At 72.4% G+C, this 22,442-nt stretch carries 24 protein-coding genes and 1 pseudogene; 11 read left to right on the top strand and 14 right to left on the bottom strand.

Translation table 11 applies throughout. From position 1 onward, the window contains the following. A pseudogene (locus ABEB00_RS01955) lies at positions 1–305 on the top strand (DEAD/DEAH box helicase); the annotation flags it as partial. 185 nt (positions 306–490) lie between these two features. Continuing rightward, the gene (locus tag ABEB00_RS01950) at positions 491–1,420 is read left to right on the top strand and encodes an alpha/beta fold hydrolase (protein WP_345617015.1); all 930 of its coding nucleotides are present in this window, start codon (positions 491–493) and stop codon (positions 1,418–1,420) included. A gap of 29 nt (positions 1,421–1,449) precedes the next feature. On the opposite strand, the gene ABEB00_RS01945 is transcribed toward ABEB00_RS01950, so the two are convergent. Beyond that, complete coding sequence (locus ABEB00_RS01945; RefSeq protein ID WP_345617014.1) at positions 1,450–2,346, bottom strand: NYN domain-containing protein; 897 nt, start codon at positions 2,344–2,346, stop codon at positions 1,450–1,452. A gap of 240 nt (positions 2,347–2,586) precedes the next feature. On the opposite strand from ABEB00_RS01945, the gene ABEB00_RS01940 reads away from it, so the two are divergent. Then, the gene (locus ABEB00_RS01940) at positions 2,587–2,739 is read left to right on the top strand and encodes a hypothetical protein (protein ID WP_345617013.1); all 153 of its coding nucleotides are present in this window, start codon (positions 2,587–2,589) and stop codon (positions 2,737–2,739) included. 119 nt (positions 2,740–2,858) lie between these two features. On the opposite strand, the gene ABEB00_RS01935 is transcribed toward ABEB00_RS01940, so the two are convergent. The 3 genes from ABEB00_RS01935 to ABEB00_RS01925 form a co-directional block, all read right to left on the bottom strand. After that, positions 2,859–3,464: a MarC family protein gene (locus ABEB00_RS01935; RefSeq protein ID WP_345617012.1), complete on the bottom strand. Its 606-nt coding sequence runs from the start codon at positions 3,462–3,464 to the stop codon at positions 2,859–2,861. 125 nt (positions 3,465–3,589) lie between these two features. Beyond that, a complete protein-coding gene (locus ABEB00_RS01930; RefSeq protein WP_345617011.1) occupies positions 3,590–4,504 on the bottom strand; it encodes a PHP domain-containing protein in 915 nt (304 codons plus the stop codon). A 225-nt stretch (positions 4,505–4,729) separates the two neighbouring features. Further along, positions 4,730–5,371, bottom strand: coding sequence for a DUF6758 family protein (locus tag ABEB00_RS01925; RefSeq protein WP_345617010.1), 642 nt, complete (start codon positions 5,369–5,371; stop codon positions 4,730–4,732). A gap of 168 nt (positions 5,372–5,539) precedes the next feature. Between ABEB00_RS01925 and ABEB00_RS01920 the strand changes: the two genes are divergently transcribed. Next, a complete protein-coding gene (locus ABEB00_RS01920; protein WP_345617009.1) occupies positions 5,540–6,763 on the top strand; it encodes an MFS transporter in 1,224 nt (407 codons plus the stop codon). A gap of 43 nt (positions 6,764–6,806) precedes the next feature. On the opposite strand, the gene ABEB00_RS01915 is transcribed toward ABEB00_RS01920, so the two are convergent. Beyond that, complete coding sequence (locus ABEB00_RS01915) at positions 6,807–7,403, bottom strand: suppressor of fused domain protein (RefSeq protein ID WP_345617008.1); 597 nt, start codon at positions 7,401–7,403, stop codon at positions 6,807–6,809. Between the two features lie 485 nt (positions 7,404–7,888). Between ABEB00_RS01915 and ABEB00_RS01910 the strand changes: the two genes are divergently transcribed. Further along, complete coding sequence (locus ABEB00_RS01910; protein WP_345617007.1) at positions 7,889–9,004, top strand: magnesium and cobalt transport protein CorA; 1,116 nt, start codon at positions 7,889–7,891, stop codon at positions 9,002–9,004. A gap of 49 nt (positions 9,005–9,053) precedes the next feature. After that, the gene (locus tag ABEB00_RS01905; RefSeq protein ID WP_345617005.1) at positions 9,054–9,575 is read left to right on the top strand and encodes a hypothetical protein; all 522 of its coding nucleotides are present in this window, start codon (positions 9,054–9,056) and stop codon (positions 9,573–9,575) included. Between the two features lie 61 nt (positions 9,576–9,636). Here ABEB00_RS01905 and ABEB00_RS01900 read toward each other — a convergent pair whose 3' ends face one another. Continuing rightward, a complete protein-coding gene (locus tag ABEB00_RS01900) occupies positions 9,637–10,383 on the bottom strand; it encodes a hypothetical protein (RefSeq protein WP_345617004.1) in 747 nt (248 codons plus the stop codon). A 255-nt stretch (positions 10,384–10,638) separates the two neighbouring features. On the opposite strand from ABEB00_RS01900, the gene ABEB00_RS01895 reads away from it, so the two are divergent. The 3 genes from ABEB00_RS01895 to ABEB00_RS01885 are packed head-to-tail and all read left to right on the top strand — an operon-like array spanning position 10,639 to position 13,709. Then, on the top strand, positions 10,639–11,931 hold the full coding sequence (locus ABEB00_RS01895; RefSeq protein ID WP_345617003.1) for a magnesium transporter MgtE N-terminal domain-containing protein: 1,293 nt from the start codon (positions 10,639–10,641) through the stop codon (positions 11,929–11,931). After that, positions 11,921–12,532 carry a DUF1003 domain-containing protein gene (locus tag ABEB00_RS01890; RefSeq protein WP_345617002.1) on the top strand — a complete coding sequence of 204 codons (612 nt, stop codon included), beginning with the start codon at positions 11,921–11,923 and terminating at the stop codon, positions 12,530–12,532. Before ABEB00_RS01895 ends, ABEB00_RS01890 begins: the two co-directional genes overlap by 11 nt. Positions 12,533–12,575: 43 nt before the next feature. After that, positions 12,576–13,709, top strand: coding sequence for an Mrp/NBP35 family ATP-binding protein (locus ABEB00_RS01885; protein WP_345617001.1), 1,134 nt, complete (start codon positions 12,576–12,578; stop codon positions 13,707–13,709). 112 nt (positions 13,710–13,821) lie between these two features. Here ABEB00_RS01885 and ABEB00_RS01880 read toward each other — a convergent pair whose 3' ends face one another. The 5 genes from ABEB00_RS01880 to sigE form a co-directional block, all read right to left on the bottom strand. Next, positions 13,822–14,490 (bottom strand): hypothetical protein, encoded by a 669-nt coding sequence (locus ABEB00_RS01880; protein WP_345616999.1) that lies wholly within the window; start codon positions 14,488–14,490, stop codon positions 13,822–13,824. Between the two features lie 295 nt (positions 14,491–14,785). Further along, positions 14,786–15,238, bottom strand: coding sequence for a sec-independent translocase (locus ABEB00_RS01875; protein ID WP_345616998.1), 453 nt, complete (start codon positions 15,236–15,238; stop codon positions 14,786–14,788). A 145-nt stretch (positions 15,239–15,383) separates the two neighbouring features. Beyond that, positions 15,384–17,075 (bottom strand): S1C family serine protease, encoded by a 1,692-nt coding sequence (locus tag ABEB00_RS01870; protein ID WP_345616997.1) that lies wholly within the window; start codon positions 17,073–17,075, stop codon positions 15,384–15,386. Positions 17,076–17,147: 72 nt separating this feature from the next. Next, a complete protein-coding gene (locus tag ABEB00_RS01865; RefSeq protein WP_345616996.1) occupies positions 17,148–18,149 on the bottom strand; it encodes an anti-sigma factor family protein in 1,002 nt (333 codons plus the stop codon). Further along, entirely contained in the window at positions 18,146–18,850 is a 705-nt protein-coding gene (gene sigE / locus ABEB00_RS01860) for an RNA polymerase sigma factor SigE (protein WP_345616995.1), read from the bottom strand. The genes ABEB00_RS01865 and sigE overlap by 4 nt, the downstream gene beginning before the upstream one ends. A 256-nt stretch (positions 18,851–19,106) precedes the next feature. Here sigE and ABEB00_RS01855 point away from each other — a divergent pair, with 256 nt between their 5' ends. Further along, positions 19,107–19,805 carry an O-methyltransferase gene (locus ABEB00_RS01855; protein WP_425586415.1) on the top strand — a complete coding sequence of 233 codons (699 nt, stop codon included), beginning with the start codon at positions 19,107–19,109 and terminating at the stop codon, positions 19,803–19,805. A 159-nt stretch (positions 19,806–19,964) separates the two neighbouring features. Here ABEB00_RS01855 and ABEB00_RS01850 read toward each other — a convergent pair whose 3' ends face one another. Continuing rightward, positions 19,965–20,132 carry a DUF3117 domain-containing protein gene (locus ABEB00_RS01850; RefSeq protein WP_069086806.1) on the bottom strand — a complete coding sequence of 56 codons (168 nt, stop codon included), beginning with the start codon at positions 20,130–20,132 and terminating at the stop codon, positions 19,965–19,967. A gap of 377 nt (positions 20,133–20,509) precedes the next feature. Here ABEB00_RS01850 and chcB point away from each other — a divergent pair, with 377 nt between their 5' ends. Further along, positions 20,510–21,313, top strand: a complete 804-nt coding sequence (gene chcB / locus ABEB00_RS01845) for a 2-cyclohexenylcarbonyl CoA isomerase (protein ID WP_345616992.1) — start codon at positions 20,510–20,512, stop codon at positions 21,311–21,313. Positions 21,314–21,316: 3 nt separating this feature from the next. Here chcB and ABEB00_RS01840 read toward each other — a convergent pair whose 3' ends face one another. Continuing rightward, complete coding sequence (locus ABEB00_RS01840) at positions 21,317–21,901, bottom strand: DNA-3-methyladenine glycosylase I (protein WP_345616991.1); 585 nt, start codon at positions 21,899–21,901, stop codon at positions 21,317–21,319. After that, positions 21,898–22,263: a DivIVA domain-containing protein gene (locus ABEB00_RS01835; RefSeq protein ID WP_345616990.1), complete on the bottom strand. Its 366-nt coding sequence runs from the start codon at positions 22,261–22,263 to the stop codon at positions 21,898–21,900. Before ABEB00_RS01835 ends, ABEB00_RS01840 begins: the two co-directional genes overlap by 4 nt. Between the last annotated feature and the right edge of the window lie 179 nt (positions 22,264–22,442).

The raw sequence follows: 22,442 nt of genomic DNA, 5'->3' as shown, positions 1-22,442 counted from the left end.
AGACGACGGCCACCGCCCCCGCGGAAACCGCCGCCACCGCCGAGGCAGCCGAGTCCAAGCCCAAGGCCCGCCGCACCCGCAAGGCCACGGCCGTCGCGGAGACGGCCACCGCCGAGATCCCGGCCCAGACCGCGCAGGAGCCGGAGGCCGCCGCACCGCGCCGCCGCACCCGCAAGACCGCCGCCCCGGCGGCCGAAGCGACGGCCGAGGCCCCGCCCAAGGCGCGCCGCACCCGTAAGACCGCGGCCGCCGCGCCGCAGCCCACGGGGGGGTCCACGGAATCCGCGGCGTCGACGGAGAGCTGATCTCCCGCCACCGCGTAGTCGGCCCGGTCCCGCACCATGGGACCGGCCCGACGCCGTTCCACCCCCCTCCACCCCCCTCCACCCCCTCCCCCGTGCCCGGCCGCCCCACCGCGCGCCCGCGCACGCCGTTCTCCGACGGACCCCGCGCCCCGCCCCCCTCCGCCCGCGCCCGATACCCTCGCCCCGTGAGCAGGAACATCGCCTTCACCCCGCCCCCCGGCGCGCGCACGTACCGGCTGCGGACCGCGCGCGGCGAGTTCGCCGCCGTCGACTCCCCCGTGGCCGAAGGCGTCGAACCGAAGGGGATCGCCCTGCTGCTCCCCGGTTTCACGGGCAGCAAGGAGGACTTCACCCTGCTGCACGAACCGCTCGCCGCGCGCGGCTACCGCACCGTCGCCCTGGACGGGCGCGGCCAGTACGAGTCCGCCGGCCCCGAGCACGACGAGACCGCGTACGCCCAGCCGGAACTCGCCCGGGACGTACTCGCCCAGGCCGCCGCCCTGGGCGCCCCCCACACCTCCCGCACTCCCCACACCCACCACACCCCCCACACCCCCGGCAGCCCCCTGCACCTCCTCGGCCACTCCCTGGGCGGCCAGATCTCCCGGGCCGCCGTCCTGATCGACCACTCACCCTTCCGCTCCCTGACCCTGATGTCCTCGGGTCCGGCACAGATCTCGGTCGCCCAGCAGCAGCGCGTGAAGCTGCTGCGGGACGCGCTCGCCGCGATGCCGATGGACGCGGTCTGGGAGGCGATGCAGGCCATGGGTCCGCCCGAGGAGGTCGGCGGCCCCGCTCAGGGCCTGGCCGACGAGGCCCGGCTGCGGCGCCGCTGGCTGGACACAAAACCGGCCCAGCTCCTCGCGACCGGCTTGCAGTTGTGCACGGAACCGGACCGCGTCGCGGAACTAGCCGCCCTGCCGCTGCCGTTCCACGTCCTGTCGGGCGCACGCGACGACACCTGGCCGGTGCCCCTCCTCGACGACATGGCCGTACGGCTGGACGCGCGCCGGACCGTCGTCGCCGGGGCGGAGCACTCCCCGAACACCGACCGGCCGCTGCCGACCGCCACCGCCCTCGCCGACTTCTGGGACACCGTCGGCGGCCCTCGCTGATACCGCGTCCGCACGGGCCCCCAGTACCGCTAATACTGCGTCTGCACGTGCTCCCAGAACCCGTCCCGCAGCGACCGTCGCAGGTCCGCCTGGCCGCGCAGGGAGTACTGGAGCAGCCCCTCGGCCTCCACCAGCAGGTCCTGGTCGACCGAGCCCGGCAGGTAGGGGTGGCCGGGGAGCAGCTCCACCAGCGCCTCCCGGCCACGGGCCGCCAGCCACTTCGCGGCGATCTGCGCGCCGACGAAGCGGACGTCGTCGCGGCTGGGCCGGGCGGTGCCCGCCGCGTCGTAGGCGGGGAGCGAGCGCCGGGAGACGTACGGCTTGAAGAAGTCGAGTTCGAAGGTGCGCTGGCTGTCGACCTCCCAGAGCAGCGGGTCGGCCTGGTTGCGGCCTTCGGGGGCCTCCACGCCCCACAGGTGGACCCGGGCGCCGTAGCCCTGGGCCGCCTCGACCGCCGAGACCAGGTCCTCGTCGCCGCCGAGCAGGGCCGCGTCGCTGATCGCGCGGTGCCGGGCGAGGGACTCCAGGTCGGACCGGATCAGGGAGTCGACGCCCTTCTGCTGGTTGTTGGCGTTGAGGTTGCCGAGGCGGACCTTGACGTCGGGCAGCTCGGCGATGGACTGCTGCTCCGAGGTGTGGATACGGCGCCGGGCGCCGTCGTACCAGTAGACCCGCAGCAGGCGGCTGTCGGCGAAGAGCAAACGGGCCTTGTCGATCAGCGCGTCGATCAGCCCCTCGGCGTCCAGGTCGAAGGCGCGGCGGTCCTCGGTACCGGCGACCAGCCGACCCGCCGCCGCGTAGAGGTAGCCCGCGTCGACGAAGATCGCGTGGGTGGAAGGCGTCTTCGCCACCTCGGCGAGCATGCGCTGGAGCAGCTCGTTGGTGCGATCGATACGGGCGTGCAGGGACACGAGGTCGTCGTTCATCACCACCCATTGTCCCGGCGGTCACGCTGCGAACACAACCGGTCCCGGTCAGTCTTGTACCAAGCAGGAAACAGACAACTTACTACTTGGTAATTAGTTGTGCGAAAAATTTCGTTAGCGTAGGGAATGTTCATCACGAGAAGCTCGTTGTGATCAGTGGAACCGGGAACACCGATGACCCCCGGGACCGACCCCATCAGTAGTTCTCCTCAGGAGGATGACCAGACGAAGGGAGAAGCCATGCGCTTCGAAATCATGCGACTCGACGACGTCGACGGCACGCCCGTGGACACGACGGTCGTGGACGCCGCCTCCGTCAACCGCATCGTGCAGCAGGCCGCCGCCATTGGGCAGCGCCTGTGGATCCGCCCAGCCGACGCCTCGGCCTCGTAACGCGGATCTTCACCACTTTTCGGAGCCCCCGTACGCAGTTCCCTCTGTACGGGGGCTCCGTCACGTCTGTCCCCGGCCACCGGCCCTCCCCCGGCCCCGGCACCAGCCCCTCGAACCCCTCAAGCCCCTTGGATCACCTGGGTGACCCCGTTGATGATCTGCTGCACGGCGATCGCGGACAGCATCATGCCCGCGAGCCTGGTCACCAGGACCACGCCGCCGTCCTTGATGACGCGGATGATCAGCAGCGAGTACCGCATGACCAGCCAGAGGACCACGTGTATGGCGAAGATCGCCGACCACACCGATACCTGGCCGGTGACGCCGTCGGCCTTCTGCACCGCCAGGATGACCGACACGATCGCGCCGGGTCCGGCGAGCAGGGGCATGCCCAGGGGGACGAGCGCGACGTTGACGTCCTTCGTCTGCTTCGGCTCGTCCGTCTTGCCGGTGAGCAGGTCGAGGGCGATCAGCAGGAGCAGCAGGCCGCCCGCGATCATCAGCGCGGGCACGGAGACGTGCAGGTAGTTCAGGATCTGGTGCCCGAGCAGGCCGAACACGGTGATCACACCGCCGGCCACGCAGACGGCCTGGAACGCCATCCGCTTCTGGACCTTGGCCGGCCGGCCGGCGGTCAGGGCGAGGAAGATCGGTGTGATCCCGGGGGGATCCATGATCACAAAAAGGGTCAGGAAGAGGGAGCCGAAGACGGCGACGTCGAGCATGGGTGAGCCACTGGCCTTGCGGGAGTAACGGAACTTGCGGGAGCGACGGAAGAGGAGTGGGGAGAAGCGAGGCGGAGGGGTCAGGGGGAGGTAAGGGGGGAAACGGACGTGAGGACCCGGGGCGCTCAGGCCCCGCCGGCCCCGTCGGCCGCTCCGCCGGCCCCGCCGACTCCGCCGTCTACGGCGTCTCCACCGGCCCCCGGCACCGGGAACGCCCCGAACGCCCGCCGCGTGATCTCCCCGTAGACCTCGGGGTCGGTCGTGTACTCGCCCAGTACGCAGGTCTTGCGGCTGCCGTGGTAGTCGCTCGACCCGGTCACCAGCAGGCCCAGTTCGCCGGCGAGGCCGCGCAGCCGGGCCCTCGTCCGGGGGTCGTGGTCCATGTGGTCGACCTCGATGCCGTCGAGCCCGGCGGCGGCCAGTTCGGCGATGACCGTCTCCGGAACCGTGCGACCGCGCTTGGCGGCGGCCGGGTGGGCGAAGACCGCGACCCCGCCGGCACCCTTGATCAGCCGGACGGCCTCGAAGGGGTCGGTCTCGTGCTTGGCCACGAAGACCCGGCCGCCGTCGGCGAGCCAGTCCTCGGTGAAGGCGTCGCCCACGGTCGGCACGACACCCAGTTCGACCAGGGCGGAGGCCACGTGCGGGCGGCCCACCGAGCCGTCGCCGGCGATCCGCGAGACCTGCTCCCAGGTGACCGGCACGCCCAGTTCGTTGAGCCTGGCGACCATGCCCTTGGCGCGGGGCACGCGGTCGTCGCGGACCAGTTCCCGCTCGGCGAGCAGGGCCGGCTCCTCCGGGTCGAAGAGGTAGGCGAGCATGTGCATGCTGACGCCGTCGACACGGCAGGACAACTCGGCACCGGTCACCAGCGTGAGCCCCTCGGGCAGCGCGGCGACGGCCTCGGCATGGCCTCGGGTGGTGTCGTGGTCGGTCAGCGCGACGACGTCCAGACCGGCCGCGGCGGCACCTCGCACCAGCTCGGCCGGGGTGTCCGTACCGTCGGACGCCGTGGAGTGGGTGTGCAGATCGATGCGCACGACGCTGACTCCAGGCGGTGACGGGACGGAAGGGGACGCCCAAGGATAACCGGACGCCCGGCCTCCCCTGTCACACCCGCTACCTCGTGGCACCCCCTACACACAGGGGGCCGCCCGCAGCTCCCGCGCGTACCCACAGGACCGCCCGCACGCCCGCGCGCATCCACCGGAGCACACCCCCGCGCGCACGCCCGCCCGCACCCTCGCCCGAAGACCCGCGGCCCTCTACGGTTCCAGCAACCGCGGCGACAGCGCCCCGCAGGGCACCAGCTCGACCTCCGCGCCGGCGTCCCGCAGATCGGTGAGGACCAGTTCGTCGTACATCAGCAGCCCCGCCTGCTCGGGCCACGCGACGGCCCACAGCCACATGCCGAGCGCCTCACCCGCGAAGACCGCGCGGTCGGGCGGGGCGCCGGAGACGAGCCAGAGCGGGGTGGGGCGGCCGGCGGCGAGCACCTTGGCCTGGGGCGGTTTCTCGACGTCCAGGTAGGGGCCGGGGTCCGGGGCGTCCATGCCGGCGTAATGGGCGCCGAGGCCGACGCCGAGTTCCTCGGCGATCAGGATCAGCTCTCCCACACCGCCGAGCGGACCGGGACCCGAACAGGCCACCGCCGTCGCACGGCCACCGGTGCGGTCGTCACCCGCGCAGGCCACGCCCGTGAAGAGCCAGCCCACCGGCAGCGGCCACGGCATCCACACCGGCACCTGGGTGCGGTGCACCACGACGTCCAGGGCCTCGACGCTCGGCGGTATCACGGGCTGCACGGGATGCACGATCCCGTGCGCGTCGCACTGCCAGGAATCGGCGAAGAGACCGGGAGCCCTGACCCGGCCACCACACTTCGGGCAACTGGGTTCGCCCCTCATAGCGCCCCACGGTCCTACCCCGTCTCCGCCACGTCAAGGACGATCACCCATCCGGAGGGAACCGGCCGGTCGCGCCACCCGACCAGGGGAAACTAGATGTAGCTTGCATTAATTAGCAGACCTAACTTAATGTATGTAAACACCAACCTTCTCGACAACGGAGCCAGCATGGATTCCCTCGATGCGGGGGCGGGCAGCATCCTGCGTCAGCCCAAGGCGGTGTGGGCGACCGCGGGCGCGTCCGTGGTCGCCTTCATGGGCATCGGTCTCGTCGACCCGATCCTGCCGTCCATCGCCACCGGCCTGCACGCGAACGCGAGCCAGGTCTCCCTGCTCTTCACCTCGTACTTCCTGATCACCGCGCTCGCGATGCTGGTGACCGGCTTCGTCTCCAGCCGCATCGGCGGCAAGAAGACCCTGCTGCTCGGCCTCGCCTTCGTGGTGGTCTTCGCGGGCCTGGCCGGCACCTCCGACACCGTCGGCCAGCTCGTCGGTTACCGGGCCGGCTGGGGCCTGGGCAACGCGCTCTTCGTCTCCACCGCGCTCGCCGTCATCGTCGGGGCGGCGGCGGGCGGCAGCGCCGCGGCGATCCTGCTCTACGAGTCCGCCCTCGGCCTCGGCATGGCCTGCGGCCCGCTGCTGGGCGCGCTGCTGGGCGACGCGAGCTGGCGCTACCCCTTCTTCGGCACCGCGTTCCTGATGGCGGTCGGCTTCCTGTGCATCACGCTGTTCCTGAAGGAGCAGCCGCGGCCGGCCCGCCGGACCTCGCTCCTCGACCCCCTCAGGGCGCTCGGCCACGGTGGCCTCGCCTCGGCCGCGATCTCGGCGTTCTTCTACAACTACACGTTCTTCACCGTGCTGGCCTTCACCCCGTTCGTGCTGAACATGACGCCGTACAAGTCCGGTGCGGTGTTCTTCGCCTGGGGTGTGCTGCTCGCCGTCTTCTCGGTGCTGGTGGCCCCGCGCACGCAGCGGCGGTTCGGCTCGCTGAAGGTGCTCGGCGGCTCGCTGGTCCTGCTCGCGGCGGACGTGCTCGTCCTCGGCTACGGCAACCACACCGCGGCCGTCGTCTGCACGATCCTGTCCGGCGCCTTCATCGGCGTGAACAACACCGTCTACACCGAACTGGCCCTCGGCGTCTCCGACGCGCCGCGTCCGGTGGCGAGCGCGGGCTACAACTTCGTGCGCTGGTTCGCCGCGGCGGCGGCCCCGTACTTCGCGCCGAAGATCGAGGAGTGGACCGACATCCACATCCCCTTCGTGGTGGCGGCGGTCACCGCGGTGCTGGGCGCGGTCGTGGTTCTGGTACGGCGCCGGGCCCTGACACACCAGGCGGAGGAGCTGGAGCCGAGGCACCGCACCGAGGACGGCGTGACGGCCTTCGCCAACTGAGGCGAGGCGACCGGCCGTTGGTGAGTTGTGTCACTAGCTCCGGTCAGTCCAGCGGCACGGCCCCGCGGGCGGGATCCCGCAGGTCCGTGCCGTGCGTGAGCCAGCGCTCCTGAAGCGCCTGGCCGCCGTGCACCCGCTTCCAGGCGGCCTCGTTCGGTGTCATCGGCAGCAGCGGCAGGAACCGGACCGGGTCCAGCGGCGCGTCGAGTTCCAGGTCCTCCACCAGGCCGCCCGGCTCGGCGACCAGGACCGAGGTGAACGGGGCGCCGGGCCACAGCGGTCCGCCGACGTCCAGCGAGGCACCGGGGGCCACGACCACGCCCTCGACCTGCGGCGACGCGCCGAGCACGGCGAGCGGGCGCAGGACCTTGTCGGTGTCGGCGAGGCCGGCCCGGACGGAGAGGACCAGCTCGGCCCGGGGACCCTGGACCGGGTCGGCGAGCACGGCGGTCGGGTCCGCCATGGGGTGCGCGGACATCCCGAGGGTGGCGTAGCGGACGACGTCCCCGTCCTGGCCCGAGTCGCGGAACCGCAGCACCTCGATGCGGTCCGTACCGAGGAAGGTGACCGCCGCGCGCGCGTCCGGTTCGCCCAGCGCGGTGCGCAACCTGGCCTCGACGAGGGGAAGAACATCAACCATGCGGCGAGCATAGAACTCGTCAGCACCAGGCAAAGCGGCGCCTTGACACAACGGGTGACTGGTACCCTGAACCGGTGGTTCGGGGCAGCACGCAGAAGCGTGGCTGTCAGCCCCGACACTGTGAAGAACCATCCCCTACGGGGAACCCCTCCAAACAGAGGGAATGGATCGTCCCTCACGAGGGACCGGCCGGAGGAGGTGGGGCTGGCATGGACCGAAGTCGACCGTGCAGTACCACCCGCTCTTCCGGCTGCTGACGCCACCGCCCCGGTTTCGCCGGTCGCGGCCCGTGCAGTCAGCCGCGCGCTTTCCTGCGGAAGAGCACTTCGTCTCGTTGTGAACCAGCAGTGAAGCCCGCCACCGCGACGGTGGGGTGCTCCCCGCTTTGTGGACGCGCCGGTCACGCGCCTCTCTGGACGTCCTCATTCCGGGTGGTTCCACCCGTCGTCGGCGCCGTTCGCTGCCCGTAGCGAAGGAGCCTGCCCATGTCGATGATCCACAACCTGCGAGCCGCGGTCCGCCCGTCCCGGGTCTCGCTGCGCAAGGACGGCGGCGCCTACGACGCCACCCGCGACCCGGCGACCCCCTCCGCCGTCGTGGACTGCGCCGTCTACCGCGACGGCCGGCGCCTGGAGACGGACACCCCGCTCAGCCCGCACGAGGCGATGCGCCGGGTGCGCCGCGACGGCGGATTCGTCTGGATCGGCCTGCACGAGCCCACCGAGGACGAATTCGCCGGGATCGCGGGCGAGTTCGGCCTCCACCCGCTGGCCGTGGAGGACGCCGTCCAGGCCCACCAGCGGCCCAAGCTGGAGCGTTACGACGACTCCCTGTTCACGGTCTTCAAGACCATCCACTACGTCGACCACGACCGGCTCACCGCCAACAGCGAGGTGGTGGAGTCCGGCGAGGTCATGTGCTTCACCGGACGGGACTTCTTCATCACCGTCCGGCACGGCGGCAAAGGTTCGCTGCGCGCGCTGCGCCACCGGCTCCAGGACGACCCCGAACTGCTCGTCAAGGGCCCCTCGGCGGTCCTGCACGCCATCGCCGACCACGTCGTCGACGGCTACATCGCGGTCGCCGACGCCGTGCAGGACGACATCGACGAGGTCGAGACGGAGGTGTTCTCGCCGGGCCGCAAGGGCGCCCCGCGCGGCAGCGACGCCAGCCGCATCTACCAACTCAAGCGCGAGGTGCTGGAGTTCAAGCGGGCGGTCTCCCCGCTGCTGCGGCCCATGCAGTTGCTCAGCGAACGGCCGATGCGGCTGGTCGACCCGGACATCCAGAAGTACTTCCGCGACGTGGCCGACCACCTCGCCCGGGTGCAGGAGCAGGTCGTCGGCTTCGACGAACTGCTCAACTCCATCCTCCAGGCCAACCTCGCGCAGGCGTCCGTCGCCCAGAACGAGGACATGCGCAAGATCACCTCATGGGCCGCGATCATCGCCGTACCGACGATGGTGTGCGGGGTGTACGGCATGAACTTCGACTACATGCCGGAGACCCACTCGAAGTTCGGCTACCCGGTGGTCGTCGGCGTCACCGTGGCCATCTGTTTCGGCATCCACCGCACCCTCAAGCGCAACGGCTGGCTCTGAGCCCCCGGGTCCGGACCGGGCTCCGAGAACACGCCCTAGGCTGGGCCCCATGACAAGTGCGCCGCTCGACCGGGCCCTCATCGAGGAGGCCACGAAGAAGTCCGGCCTGATCTGGGTCGAGGGGCCCGGCGGCCCGGCCCGCGCGCTCTGGCACGTCTGGCACGAGGGCGCGGTCTGCCTGGTCGGCGACGGCCCCGGCGAGCAGCCGCTGCCGCCCCTCACCGACGGGGGCACCGCCGTGGTGACGGTCCGCAGCAAGGACAAGGGCGGCCGGCTGGTCACCTGGGCGGCGCGGGTCGTGGAGTGCGCGTCCGGCTCCGAACCGTGGCAGGCCGCGGTCGCCGAGCTGAAGGGCAAGCGCCTGAACGCGCCCGACGGCGAGGCGATGCCCGAGCGGTGGGCGCGCGAGTGCCGGGTGCTGCGCCTGGAACCCACGGGGGTCACGGCCCCGCTCCCCGACGGCCCGCTGGCCGAGGCACCCCTGCCGACCCCGGCGACGACCCGCGAACCGGCCCCGGCGGGCCTGCCCCGGCTGCTGTTCACACGCCGTAAGCGCCGTAACGGCCGCTAAGGCGTGTTTCGAAAGGCCCGCCCGGCAGACGGGACTTTCGAAACACGCCTTAGGACCCGCCTTACGACGTCGGCAGTTCCTGGCCGTAGTCGAGGGTTTCGTCCTTGGCCGGCTCCTGGAGTGCGAAGTCCTTGTTCCAGTCCGAGAAGCGGAGCGTGCCCGCGCTGCCCGCCCGCACCAGGCGCAGCGGGTACGGCGTGCCCTCCAGGGAGACGTCCAGCGAGCCGCCGGAGCCCTTGTCGCCGCTGACGCGGACGGTGCGCACCCCCGCCTGCCGGTGCCGGCCGTCCGTCTCCACGCTGCCGTGCAGCGCCAGCAGACCGTCGAGCAGCACGTCCTTCTCCGTGAAACCGCTGAACTTCTGGTACGAGGGGTCGCCCTGCGGCACCTTCACGTACTTGCCGGCCAGTTTCTCCGCCGCGGCGTTGTCCGCGCCGTCCGCGCCCTCGCTCCAGAACCCGGCGTCGGCCTTCAGGAAGAGCTGCTCGTCGATCCGCAGCAGCCCGAACGTGGTCCCCTCGGCGGTGACCGACCCGGTGCCGCCGTCGGCCTTCAGCCGCATGTCGAGAGAGTACGTACTGCCGCTGGTGACCACGGTGCCGTGCAGCCGGACCGTGCCGGCGGCGTCGGCGGCGGCCCGGGTCCTGCGCTGGATCTGCTCGGCCGACAGCTTGCCGACCCCGTTGGTGCCCGCGTCCGGGTCCTCGCCACCACCGCATCCCGTCAGCCCCGCGCCCGTCACGGCCAGGACGCAGACCGCGCCCGCCAGAGCGGCCCTGGACGTTCGGCGCCGGGGAGTCACAGTCACAGGTGGGGCTGCCTTTCTCGCGGAGGTCCCGCGCGGGGACCGGGTACGGCGTACGGCAGCGTACCGGGGCCGGGCGAAGGGGAAGGAGCCAGTCCGTCCGGACCGGCCACCAGGACGGACCTCTTCGGGACGGGCTAGCCTGAAGGCCGTCCGAGTGGGCAATTCGGAACAGGAACACCGCACGCGACAGCCCTGACGCGGCAGCCCGCGCACAGCGGGCGCACGCATCGGACTTGAGGAAAAGGAGCCGCGGCCATGGCAGCGGGTGCCCCCCGGATCTTCGTCTCGCACCTCTCCGGTGTCGCCGTCTTCGATCCGGGCGGCGACCAGGTGGGGCGCGTGCGCGATCTGGTCGTCATGCTCCGCGTCGGCCCCAAACCCCCGCGGGTGCTGGGCCTGGTCGTCGAGCTGTCCACCCGCCGCCGTATCTTCCTGCCCATGACCCGGATCACCGGTATCGAGTCCGGCCAGGTCATCACCACCGGTGTGGTCAACGTCCGGCGCTTCGAGCAGCGGCCCGCCGAGCGCCTCGTCTTCGGTGAGCTGCTCGACCGCCGGGTCACGCTCGCCGGCACCGGTGAGGAGGTCACCGTCCTCGACCTGGCCGTGCGGCAGTCGCCGGCCCGCCGGGACTGGGAGATCGACAAGGTCTTCGTCCGCAAGGGCCGCAAGGCCGGTGCCTTCCGGCGCGGCAAGGGCGAGACGCTGACCGTGGAGTGGTCCGGCGTCACCGGCTTCTCCCTGGAGGAGCACGGCCAGGGCGCCGAGAACCTGCTCGCCACCTTCGAGCAGCTCCGCCCCGCCGACCTCGCCAACGTGCTGCACCACCTCTCCGCCAAGCGCCGCGCCGAGGTGGCCGCGGCCCTGGACGACGACCGCCTGGCCGACGTGCTGGAGGAACTGCCGGAGGACGACCAGATCGAGATCCTCGGCAAACTCAAGGAGGAGCGGGCGGCGGACGTACTGGAGGCGATGGACCCGGACGACGCGGCCGACCTGCTCGCCGAGCTGCCCGAGGCGGACAAGGAGCGGCTGCTGAACCTCATGGAACCGGCCGACGCCGCCGACATGCGCCGCCTGATGTCGTACGAGGAGCACACGGCCGGCGGTCTGATGACCACCGAGCCGATCGTGCTGCGGCCCGACGCCAGCGTCGCCGACGCGCTGGCCCGCATCCGCAACCCCGACCTGTCCCCGGCGCACGCCGCCCAGGTCTACGTCTGCCGCCCGCCGGAGGAGACCCCGACCGGCAAGTACCTGGGCACGGTCCACTTCCAGCGGCTGCTGCGCGACCCCCCGTACACGCTGGTCGGCTCGATCATCGACGTCGACCTGCAGCCCCTGTCCCCGGACGCCGCGCTGCCCGTGGTCGCCGGGTTCTTCGCCACGTACGACATGGTGGCGGCACCCGTCGTCGACGAGTCCGGTTCGCTGCTGGGCGCGATCACCGTGGACGACGTACTGGACCACATGCTGCCCGACGACTGGCGGGAGACCGAGTATCACCTGGACTCGGCCGAGCGGGAGGTGAGTGCCGATGGTGCCTGAGCGTGAGACGACGCCCCGGGAACGGGCGGTGTCGGGGGCGACGGCGACCTCCCGCCCCCGGTCCACCCGCCTGGACCAGCCGCGCCCGCCGCGCCGCCGGATACTTCCCGAGTGGGACCCGGAGTCCTTCGGCCGGCTCTCGGAGCGGGTGGCGCGGTTCCTGGGCACCGGGCGGTTCATCGTCTGGATGACGGTCGTCATCATCCTCTGGGTGGTGTGGAACGTGTCCGCGCCGGACGCGCTCCGCTTCGACCAGTACCCGTTCATCTTCCTGACCCTGATGCTGTCGCTCCAGGCCAGTTACGCGGCCCCGCTGATCCTGCTCGCGCAGAACCGGCAGGACGACCGGGACCGGGTCAATCTGGAGCAGGACCGCAAGCAGAACGAGCGGTCGATCGCCGACACCGAGTATCTGACCCGCGAGATCGCCGCCCTGCGCATCGGTCTGGGCGAGGTGGCCACCCGGGACTGGATCCGCTCCGAACTCCAGGACATGATCAAGGAACTGGAGTCGCGGCAGAACGGCCACCGTCCCGTGGTCGGCGCATTCCCGGCACATCCGGCGGATCAGCCGCCGGCACGTGACGCAGACGACCGCTGAAGGGCTTACCGGGGCCCGTGCCGGGCGCCGTACCATCGTCACCATGGCTACGGAAGACGCGGTGCGCGAAGCGCTGGCGACGGTGAACGACCCCGAGATCAACCGGCCCATCACCGAACTGGGGATGGTCAAATCGGTGGAGCTGGGCGCGGACGGGACGGTCGCGGTCACCGTGTACCTGACGGTCTCCGGCTGCCCGATGCGGGACACCATCACGCAGCGCGTGACCGATGCCGTCGCGCGCCTCGACGGCGTCACGCGGGTCGACGTCACGCTGGACGTGATGAGCGACGAGCAGCGCAAGGAGCTGGCCACCGCCCTGCGCGGCGGCCAGACCGAGCGCGAGGTGCCCTTCGCCAAGCCCGGCAGCCTGACCCGGGTCTACGCGGTCGCCTCCGGCAAGGGCGGTGTCGGCAAGTCCTCGGTGACGGTGAACCTGGCGGCGTCGATGGCGGCCGACGGCCTGAAGGTCGGTGTCGTGGACGCCGACATCTACGGCCACTCGGTGCCGCGCATGCTGGGCGCCCACGGGCGGCCCACCCAGGTCGAGAACATGATCATGCCGCCGTCGGCGAACGGCGTGAAGGTCATCTCGATCGGCATGTTCACCCCGGGCAACGCCCCCGTGGTCTGGCGCGGCCCGATGCTGCACCGGGCGCTCCAGCAGTTCCTGGCCGACGTGTACTGGGGTGACCTGGACGTCCTGCTGCTCGACCTGCCGCCCGGCACCGGCGACATCGCGATCTCCGTCGCCCAGCTCGTCCCGAACGCCGAGATCCTCGTCGTGACCACCCCGCAGCAGGCGGCGGCGGAGGTGGCCGAGCGGGCCGGCGCCATCGCCGTGCAGACCCACCAGAAGATCGTCGGCGTGGTCGAGAACATGTCCGGGCTGCCCTGTCCGCACTGCGGTGAGATGGTCGACGTCTTCGGCACGGGCGGCGGCCAGACGGTCGCCGACGGCCTGACCCGCACCACCGGCGCCTCGGTCCCGGTCCTCGGCTCCATCCCGATCGACGTCCGGCTGCGCGAGGGCGGCGACGAGGGCAGGCCGGTGGTCCTCTCCGACCCGGACTCCCCGGCGGGCGCGGCCCTGCGCTCCATCGCCGGCAAGCTGGGCGGCCGCCGGCGCGGCCTTTCGGGACTGTCGCTGGGGATCACCCCGAGGAACAAGTTCTGAGGTGCTCCGGGGGTGTTCCAGCGATGCTCTGGCACACCTCCGGACGGCTCCGGACCGGTGCCGCCCGACGCGCCGGGGAGAAGGGCGCCGCGCTCCCGCGGCACCCCGGTGATCACGCGTAGGCGGTGATGTCCTTCACCACGGCGAAGCCCAGCCCGTAGGCGCTCATCCCGCGCCCGTACGCCCCCAGGTGAACGCCCTGCGCCGTGGAACCGGCGAGCACCCACCCGAACTCCGACTCCCGGTAGTGGAACGACGTCGGCACCCCGTCCACGGGAAGCGACAGCGTCGACCAGTCCGAGCCGTCGAGGTCGTCGGCGAGCACCCACGCCGTCTCCGTCTGCTGCTCCAGCCAGTCGTCACGCAGGGAGTGGTCCATCTGGCCGGGCCAGGTGAAGGAGAGCAGACCCACGCCGGCCAGCCAGGCCGCCGACGAGACCGACGTGGCCTCCAGCAGTCCCGTACCGTCCGCGCTGCGCCGCACCGGGTTGGCGGCCACGCTCACCACGACCGCGAACTTCTCCTTGGCGTCCTGCTCGTCACCGGCCACGTGCTCGTTGCGCACCGACGGCTCGTCGCCGTGCCCGATCGAACCGTGCTGCACGGCCCCGTCGGCCGCCGTGCCGACCTGCATCAGCCAACGCGGACCCGTGAACGCCTCGTCGAGGCCGTACCACGGGAAGTCCGCGCCCAGGTAGCCGTCGACCGCGCGCCGCCCCGCCGGGGCCCGCCCGTCCGCCGGGGCCGCCGTCCGCGCGGCTTCCTGACTCGTCGTCTCCATGTGACCGAACGCCTCCTCGTTCTCGACGGACCGGATACGGCCCGCCCCCCTTCGGGCGACGTTGCTGGTTCACGTACGGCCCGCACATCAATTCGGCAGCATAGCCACCCCGGTGCGGGCAACCGGGATTGCGCCCGGCGCGTGAGCCCGCGCGGGCGGGGTCTCCGGCCGGGAACGACCGGTCCGGACTATGAGCGGAGCATGTGGAGCATGGCCGGAGTATGAAACGCGTCACGTACGGCGGGCGCCCGCCCGCCGGTGAGACTGCGGGCGTGCCCGCGGCGGGCGTGAGGGCTCAGGTGGCGTCCGCGTCGAAGGGCGGGCGCTCCTCGCGGGCGGGGGTCTCCGGCTTCTTGGTCATGTCGATCCGGCCGGCGGCCGGGTCCGAGGAGCCCGACGCGTCGGAGGCGGACGGCGTCTCGGTGTCCCGGCCGTGGACGGCGTCGGTGACCTCGGCCATCTCCTTCTTCAGGTCGAAGCCGTTGCGGATCTCCTTGAGCCCCAGTTCGTCGTTGTCCAACTGCTTGCGGATGAACGTCTTGGGGTTGAGGTCCTCGAACTCGAAGTCCTTGAACTCCGGGCCCAGCTCCTGCCGGATGTCCTGCTTTGCGCTCTCCGAGAACTCGCGGATCTTCCGGATCGTGCGCGTCACGTCCTGAATGACCTTGGGGAGCTTGTCCGGACCGAAGACGAGCACGGCGAGGACTACGAGCGTGATCAGCTCTAGTGGTCCTATGTCATTGAACACCTGAAGCTCCTTGGGATGTCCGGCCGCGTCCACCGTACCCGCCGATCCCCTCGAACCGGTACAGTCCCGTACCTCCCGCATGCGTGTACGCGGCCGCTTTCCGGATTGTTTTCCTTTCCGGTCTCTTGCGGGGCTTGTGCCGCGGTCAGTCGCCGTCCGAGGAACCGAGGACCAGCGAGACCTTCCGCACCTTCCCGGCACGCTCCACGGTCAGCTCCAGCCGGTCGCCGGGGCGGTGGGCGCGGGTCCTGACGATGAGTTCCTCGCCGGAGTGCACGCGCCTGCCGTCGACCTCGGTGATGACGTCGCCGGCCTCGACGCCGGCCGTGTCGCCGGGGCCGCCCCGAGTGACCGCCGGACCGCCGTCGCCGCCGCGGGTGCCGACCCGGGCGCCGTCACCGGCGTAGCTCATGTCGAGCGTGACACCGATGACCGGGTGGGTCGCCCGGCCGGTGTTGATCAGTTCCTCGGCGACGCGCTTGCCCTGGTTGACGGGGATGGCGAAGCCGAGCCCTATCGAGCCGGCCCGGCCGCCGCTCTCCGGGTCGCCGCCGGTGTCGGCGGAGCGGATGGCGGAGTTGATGCCGACGACCCGGCCCCGGGCGTCCAGCAGGGGGCCGCCGGAGTTGCCGGGGTTGATGGGCGCGTCGGTCTGGAGGGCGTCGACGTACGACACGTCGCTGCCGTCGGCCGCCTCGCCGCCCGCGGTGACGGGCCGTTCCTTGGCGCTGATGATCCCGGAGGTGACCGTGCCCGCCAGGTCGAAGGGGGCGCCGATGGCGACGACGGGGTCGCCCACCCGGACGTTGTCGGAGTTGCCCAGCGGCACGGGGGTGAGGCCGCTCACGCCGCTCACCTTCACCACTGCCAGGTCGTAGCCGCTGTCCCGGCCCACGACGGTGGCCTCGGCGGTGTCGCCGCTGTGGAACGTCACCGTGATCCCGCCGTCGGCCCCGGCGGGCTCCACGACGTGGTTGTTGGTGAGGATGTGGCCGCGGGCGTCGAGCACGAAGCCGGTGCCGGTGCCCTGCTCCTCGGCGCCGCTCACGTGCAGCGTGACCACGCCGGGCAGGGCCCGCGCCGCGATGCCGGCCACGGTGCCCGGAGCGCGCGCCTGCGGTTCCTTCCCGGCCTGCGGCAGCTCCACGGTGCCGAACCCGCCGCCGCGCTCCAGGTACGTCCCCACCACGCCGCCGAGACCCCCGGAGACCAGGGCGAGCAGTACGGCGACGCCGGCGAGCCTGCGGCGCGGGCGGGCCCGTCCGGGGGCCGGGGCAGCGCCGCTGTGCTGGAGCGGGCCGGCGGGGGCCGGCGCCCAGGGGTCGTAGCGCCGCCACGGGTCGGCGGCGGAGGTGGCGGAGGTGGGGGCGCCGGGTTCCGGCACGGGGGCGGGCGGGAGCGGGGGCGGGCAGGGGGCCGGGGGTGCGGCGTCCGCCGCCGTCGGGAGCGCGGGCGGGGTGGCGGGCGGGGCCGCCGTGCCGTGGGCGGGGGTCCCCGCCGGGTGCTGGAACGGCGGCGCGGGGGCCCAGGGGCCCGGCTCCCCGTACGGCGGGGTGCTGTAGGGGTCGGGGTCGTGGAGCGGCTCGGGGCGGCCGTCCACGGGTGCCGGAGAACCGGCCCCGGGTGAGGGGGGACCTGGGCGCGCGGCGGGGCTCGCCAGGGTGAAGTCGCCGTCGTCGGTCCCGGTGCTCCCGTCAGGGGCCGGGCGGGGGCGGGGCCGGGGCAGCGTGAAGTCGCCGTCGCGATCCTCGGTGGGCGGTGCCTCCTGGAACCCGGCGGTGTGCTGCGGGCGCGGGCGGCTCCACCACTTCGCCTTCGCGGGCTTCCCCTCGTCCATGTTCTCCCCTCGGCCCGCCATGGGCGCCACCGAGGATTCAACCAGGTTCGCGCGCCGCCGCGCAGACCCCGGTCAGGGGAGCGGACGAGGGGCGGCGGAAGGGGACGAGGAGGACTCGGCGACGGGTGCGGCGAGCAGACCCGGCGGTCTGACGCCGGTGCCCTCCGTCTCCAGCCAGGAAGAGGCCAGCGCGAGCGGCGGAACGGCTTCGAGCGGCCGTATCAGCGGGGACATCGCCACGGCACCGGCCACCACCGGCGTCGTCAGCGGGTGTCCGGACCGGCCGTCCCGGCCCGTGGCGGGCGTGGGCAGGCCGGGCAGCAGCGGCGCGGAGAGCGAGGTGGCGGCCGCCGGGATCTCGCCCATCGTGCGCGGCCCCTGCGCCACCTGGCCGAGCAGCGGTCCGGTGGAGCGGCGGCGCTGCGCCTCGGGGACGGAGGCGGAGACCCCGCCCTGGGTGCGCGCCGGGGTGACATTGCTGCCCGCGCCGGAGCCGCCCCGCGCCTCCGCGGTGCCGTCCGGTGTGCCGGTGGTGACCCCGCCCAGGGCGATCGCGGCCAGCGACACCGCTCCGGCGGCGGCGAACGCGAACCGCAGGCCGCGCGAGGCGGAGCGGTCGCTCTCGTGCCGTCCCACGTCGTGTATCCGAAAGCCCCGGCCCGGTACGGCGGACGGCAGCACGGAAGGGTGCGGCCGGGCCGGCACGTAGTCGAACTCGAACCGTCCGGCGCGCCTGGTCCCGAAGACTCCCGGGCCGCCGAAGCGGCCGGACAGGTCCGGCAGCCCGGACAGTCTCTCCTCGGCCGCGGTCAGAGCGGTGTCGCCGCCCCCGGGCAGCCCTTGCAGGCGGGCCAGGAAGCTCTCGGACGGGGCGGGCTCGCCGGCCTTGGCGAAGACGCTCTTGAGCCGGCGCTGTTCGTCGACCTCCGCCTTGCACTTCGGGCAGGTGGCGACGTGCGCCAGTACGCGCTCACGCGTGTCATGACCCAGTTCTCCGTCCACCAGGGCGGAGAGTCGGTCTCCCAGGTGCTGTTCCGCGAGGTGTCCCTCGGGTTCCGGCCGTGATCCGCTCACGCGCTCGCACCCCCTCCTCCCAGAGCGGGGACGCGGGCCCGGAAGGAGCGGCGCTCGGCGCGTGCCTGAGGGGAGCGGTGGGCGAGGGCCTTGCGCAACTGCGAGCGGCCGCGGTGGATCCGCGAGCGGACCGTGCCGAGCTTGACGCCCAGGGTGGCGGCGATCTCCTCGTACGACAGCCCCTCGATGTCGCACAGGACGACGGCGGCGCGGAACTCGGGCGCGAGGGTGTCCAGCGCCTGCTGGACGTCGGCGTCGAAGTGCGCGTCGTTGAAGAGCTGCTGCGGGGTGGGTTCCCGGCTGGGCAGCCGCTCGGCGGCGTCGTCCCCGAGCGCGTCGAAGCGGATGCGCTGCTTTCGCCGGACCATGTCCAGGAAGAGGTTGGTGGTGATGCGGTGCAGCCAGCCCTCGAAGGTGCCCGGCGTGTAGGTCGACAGGGAGCGGAAGACGCGGACGAAGACCTCCTGGGTGAGGTCTTCGGCGTCGTGCTGGTTGCCCGTGAGGCGGTAGGCGAGTCGGTACACCCGGCCGCTGTGCGTGCTGACGATCTCCTCCCAGGTGGGCGGAGTCCACGCCTGCCCGTCCGCGTCGGTGGTGAAGGTCGCGGTCCGGTGGTGGCCGGCGGGGCCGGCGGGGCTGTGGTCAGCAGTGTCTGTCACGGATTTCGGCCTGCCCGCCGATCCGAGGAAGCGCCTGAGCACTCCCCCCCGATCCGCAGGCGGGGCCGCACCTCCCCTGTCGGCTCTGGTGGTGTCCAGTGGAGCCCCTACCATAGCCACCTCGCCCGTTAGCTCCGGATAAGCGGTTTTACGAGAATTTGATCTGGGCTGGCACGGCTCGTACGGCTGCGTCAGCACTTGCTCGGCGTCCCCGCGCATTCCTCGCCCCCGTCGCAGCCCCGGTCTTCGGCCGGTCGTCGGCCGTTCTCTTCCCGCACCCCGTCAAACGACCGGTCCCATCTGCGGGTTCCCGACGCCAACGGATACAGTCACGCCGAGGCATTCACGGGGACAGGAGAGGGTCATTACCGGCAACCGGCTGACGAGCTGGGCGTTCGCCGACGCCTATGTCGCCGAGGACGACGCGCTGCTCTGGGCCCGGGACCGGGCCCGCGACGCCGGCCTGCGCTCGGTGCAGCCCGGTACGGGCGCCGCGCTGCGGTTGCTCGCCGCCGCCGTCGACGCCAAGGCCGTGGCGGAGATCGGGACCGGCTGCGGGGTCTCCGGGATCCATCTGCTGCACGGCATGCGGCCGGACGGGGTGCTGACCACGGTCGACCCGGAGCCGGAGCACCAGCAGTTCGCCCGCCAGGCGTTCCGTGCCTCGGGGTTCGCCACCAACCGGGCGCGCTTCATCCCCGGCCGGGCCCTGGACGTGCTGCCCCGGCTCGCGGACGCCGGCTACGACCTCGTCTTCTGCGACGGCGACCGGCTGGAGTACCTCGACTATCTCGCCGAATCGTTGCGCCTTCTGCGGCCGGGCGGGCTGGTCGTCTTCGAGGGCGTCTTCGGCGGGGGGCGCACGATCGATTCCGGTCCGCAGCCCACCGAGGTGCTGCGGCTGCGCGAGCTGCTGCGGGCGGTGCGGGAGAGCCACGAGCTGGCGCCGTCCCTGCTGCCGGTGGGCGACGGCCTGCTGTGCGCGGTCAAGCGCTAGGAACCGCCCGCCGGGCCCTGGGGCACCTTCAGGGACCGGCACCGGCCGGTCGCGGCCGGCCCCGACCGGCCGCGAAACGCCCTGGTCAACGTGGGTACGCCAGACGCCCCGGCACCGCGTGGGTGCCGGGGCGTCTGAACGGGTATGGTCGCTTCCGCGTCAGCCGACGACCTTCTTGAGGGCGTCGCCGAGCGCGCCCGCCTCGTCCGGGGTCAGCTCGACGACGAGCCGACCGCCGCCTTCGAGCGGAACTCGCATGACGATGCCCCGCCCCTCCTTGGTCACCTCGAGCGGGCCATCGCCCGTCCGCGGCTTCATGGCCGCCATGCTCGTTCCCCTTCCTGATACCAGTTCATCGTCTAGGGCCGACGGCCCATGAGGGCACGCGTGCGCCCGTACTCGGGACACGCGACACCGGCATCGAACACATTGCTCCAGGCCATTATCCCGCATCGCAGGACCCGATGACCAACATCGGTCGGCATCGCTTGGGCAACGCACGCGATCAAAACCACTCAATTCGGGGAGGTGACCGCGATAGTGCGCGCCCGCGCGCACTTCAGCCGATCGAATCCGGACCGGATTTCTTTGACGCAGGTCACACCTCCCCCGCCATCCGTTCCCCGCGGCCTGGGTCATGCTGTCCTCCAGACGGGACGTACCGAGGAGTACGTCCGCGAGCCGCGACGCGGAGGGGAAACGCCATGGCCGACACCGTGCTCTACGAGGTGCGCGACGGACTCGCGACGATCACGCTGAACCGCCCGGAGGCGATGAACGCGCTGAACGTCGAGACCAAGGTCGCGCTCCGGGACGCGGCGCGGGCCGCCGGGTCCGACGAGACCGTGCGGGCGGTGCTGCTCACGGCCGCCGGCGACCGGGCGTTCTGCGTCGGCCAGGACCTCAAGGAGCACATCGGGCTGCTGGCCGCCGACCGGGAGGCGGGTTCGGGGCAGACCATGAGCACGGTGCGGGAGCACTACAACCCCATCGCGCGGGCGCTGGCGGAGGCGCCCAAGCCGGTGGTGGCGGCCGTGAACGGCGTGGCGGCGGGGGCGGGTTTCGGCTTCGCGCTCGCCGCGGACGTCCGGATCGTCGCGGACACGGCGGCGTTCAACACCTCCTTCGCGGGCGTGGCGCTCAGCGCGGACTCCGGCGTCTCCTGGACGCTGCCGCGGGTGGTCGGCCCGGGCCGCGCCGCCGACCTGCTGCTCTTCCCGCGGAGCGTCGGCGCGCAGGAGGCGTACGAGCTGGGCATCGCGAACAAGGTGGTGCCGGCCGCGGAGCTGCGGGCGGTGGCCGAGCAGGTGGCCCGGTCGCTGGCCGAGGGACCGACGGTGGCGTACGCGGCGCTCAAGGAGGCGACGGCCTTCGGGCTGACGCACTCGTTCTCCGAGACGCTGGACAAGGAGGAGGAGCTGCAGGCGCGGGCGGGGTCCTCCGAGGACCACGCGATCGCGGTGCGGGCCTTCGTGCGGAAGGAGAAGCCCCGGTACCTGGGCCGGTGAGGGTCAGGCCCGCCGCGCCGCGCAGTTCTCCAGGTGGTCGTCGACCAGTCCGCACGCCTGCATCAGCGCGTACGCCGTCGTCGGGCCGACGAAGCGCAGGCCGCGCTTCTTCAGGGCCTTCGACAGGGCGGTGGAGTCGGGGGTGACGGCGGGCACGTCGGCCAGGGTCCTCGGGACCGGCCGGCCGGCCGGGTCCGGTGCGTGCGACCAGATCAGGCCGTCCAGCTCGCCCGGTGACCACCCGGCCAGCTCCCGCGCGTTGGCGAGGGTCGCGTCGATCTTGGCGCGGTTGCGGATGATGCCCGCGTCGGCGAGCAGCCGCTCGCGGTCCGCGTCGGTGAAGGCCGCCACCGCGTCGATCTCGAAGCCGGCGAAGGCGGCGCGGAATCCGGGGCGGCGGCGCAGGATGGTGATCCAGGACAGGCCGGACTGGAACGCCTCCAGGCTGAGCCGCTCGAACAGGGCGTCGTCGCCGTGGACCGGGCGGCCCCACTCCTCGTCGTGGTAGGTCACGTAGTCCGCGGTGGACAGCGCCCAGGGGCAGCGCGGCGCGCCGTCCGGGCCCGCGACGGCCTCGGACGCGCTCACTGCCGCTCCTCCTGGCCGGACGGGTGCGGGGCGGCGTCGGGGGCGGTGTGGGGGGCGGCGGCGCGGGAGCCCGCCAGCGCGGACTCCAGGTCGGCGATGCGGGCGTCGCGCTCGGCGAGTTCGGCGCCGAGCCGGCCGAGGGCGTCGTCCACGTCGGCCATCCGGTAGCCGCGGACGGTGAGGGGGAAGCGGAGGCTCTCCACGTCGGCGCGGCCGACCGGGCGGTCCAGCGGCAGCGGGTCCCGCAGCCGCTCGGGCGCGACGTCGGGCAGCGGGCCGCCCTCGCCGCCGCCGACCACGGCGAGAGTGACCGCGGCGACCACGACGGCGAGCGCGACGACCAGGAACAGGAACATAACCATCGCTGGGCCCCCACGGACGGATGATCGGATGGATCGGAGTCGGGTGTGTCGAGTCGATCGTGCCATGCGAGTCTGACAGCCGGGGCCGCAGGCGGCCCCGGAGCGCGACGCGGGCGCGGGACGCACAGGATTCACCGGATGCACTGGATTCACCGGATGCACCGGGTTCACCGGAATCG

The organism is Streptomyces ziwulingensis, assembly GCF_039542605.1.
In the GTDB taxonomy this organism is placed as follows: Bacteria; Actinomycetota; Actinomycetes; order Streptomycetales; family Streptomycetaceae; genus Streptomyces; species Streptomyces ziwulingensis.
The sequence above is the reverse complement of the archived record's forward strand: the minus strand, read 5'-3'. Positions and strand labels throughout refer to the sequence as shown.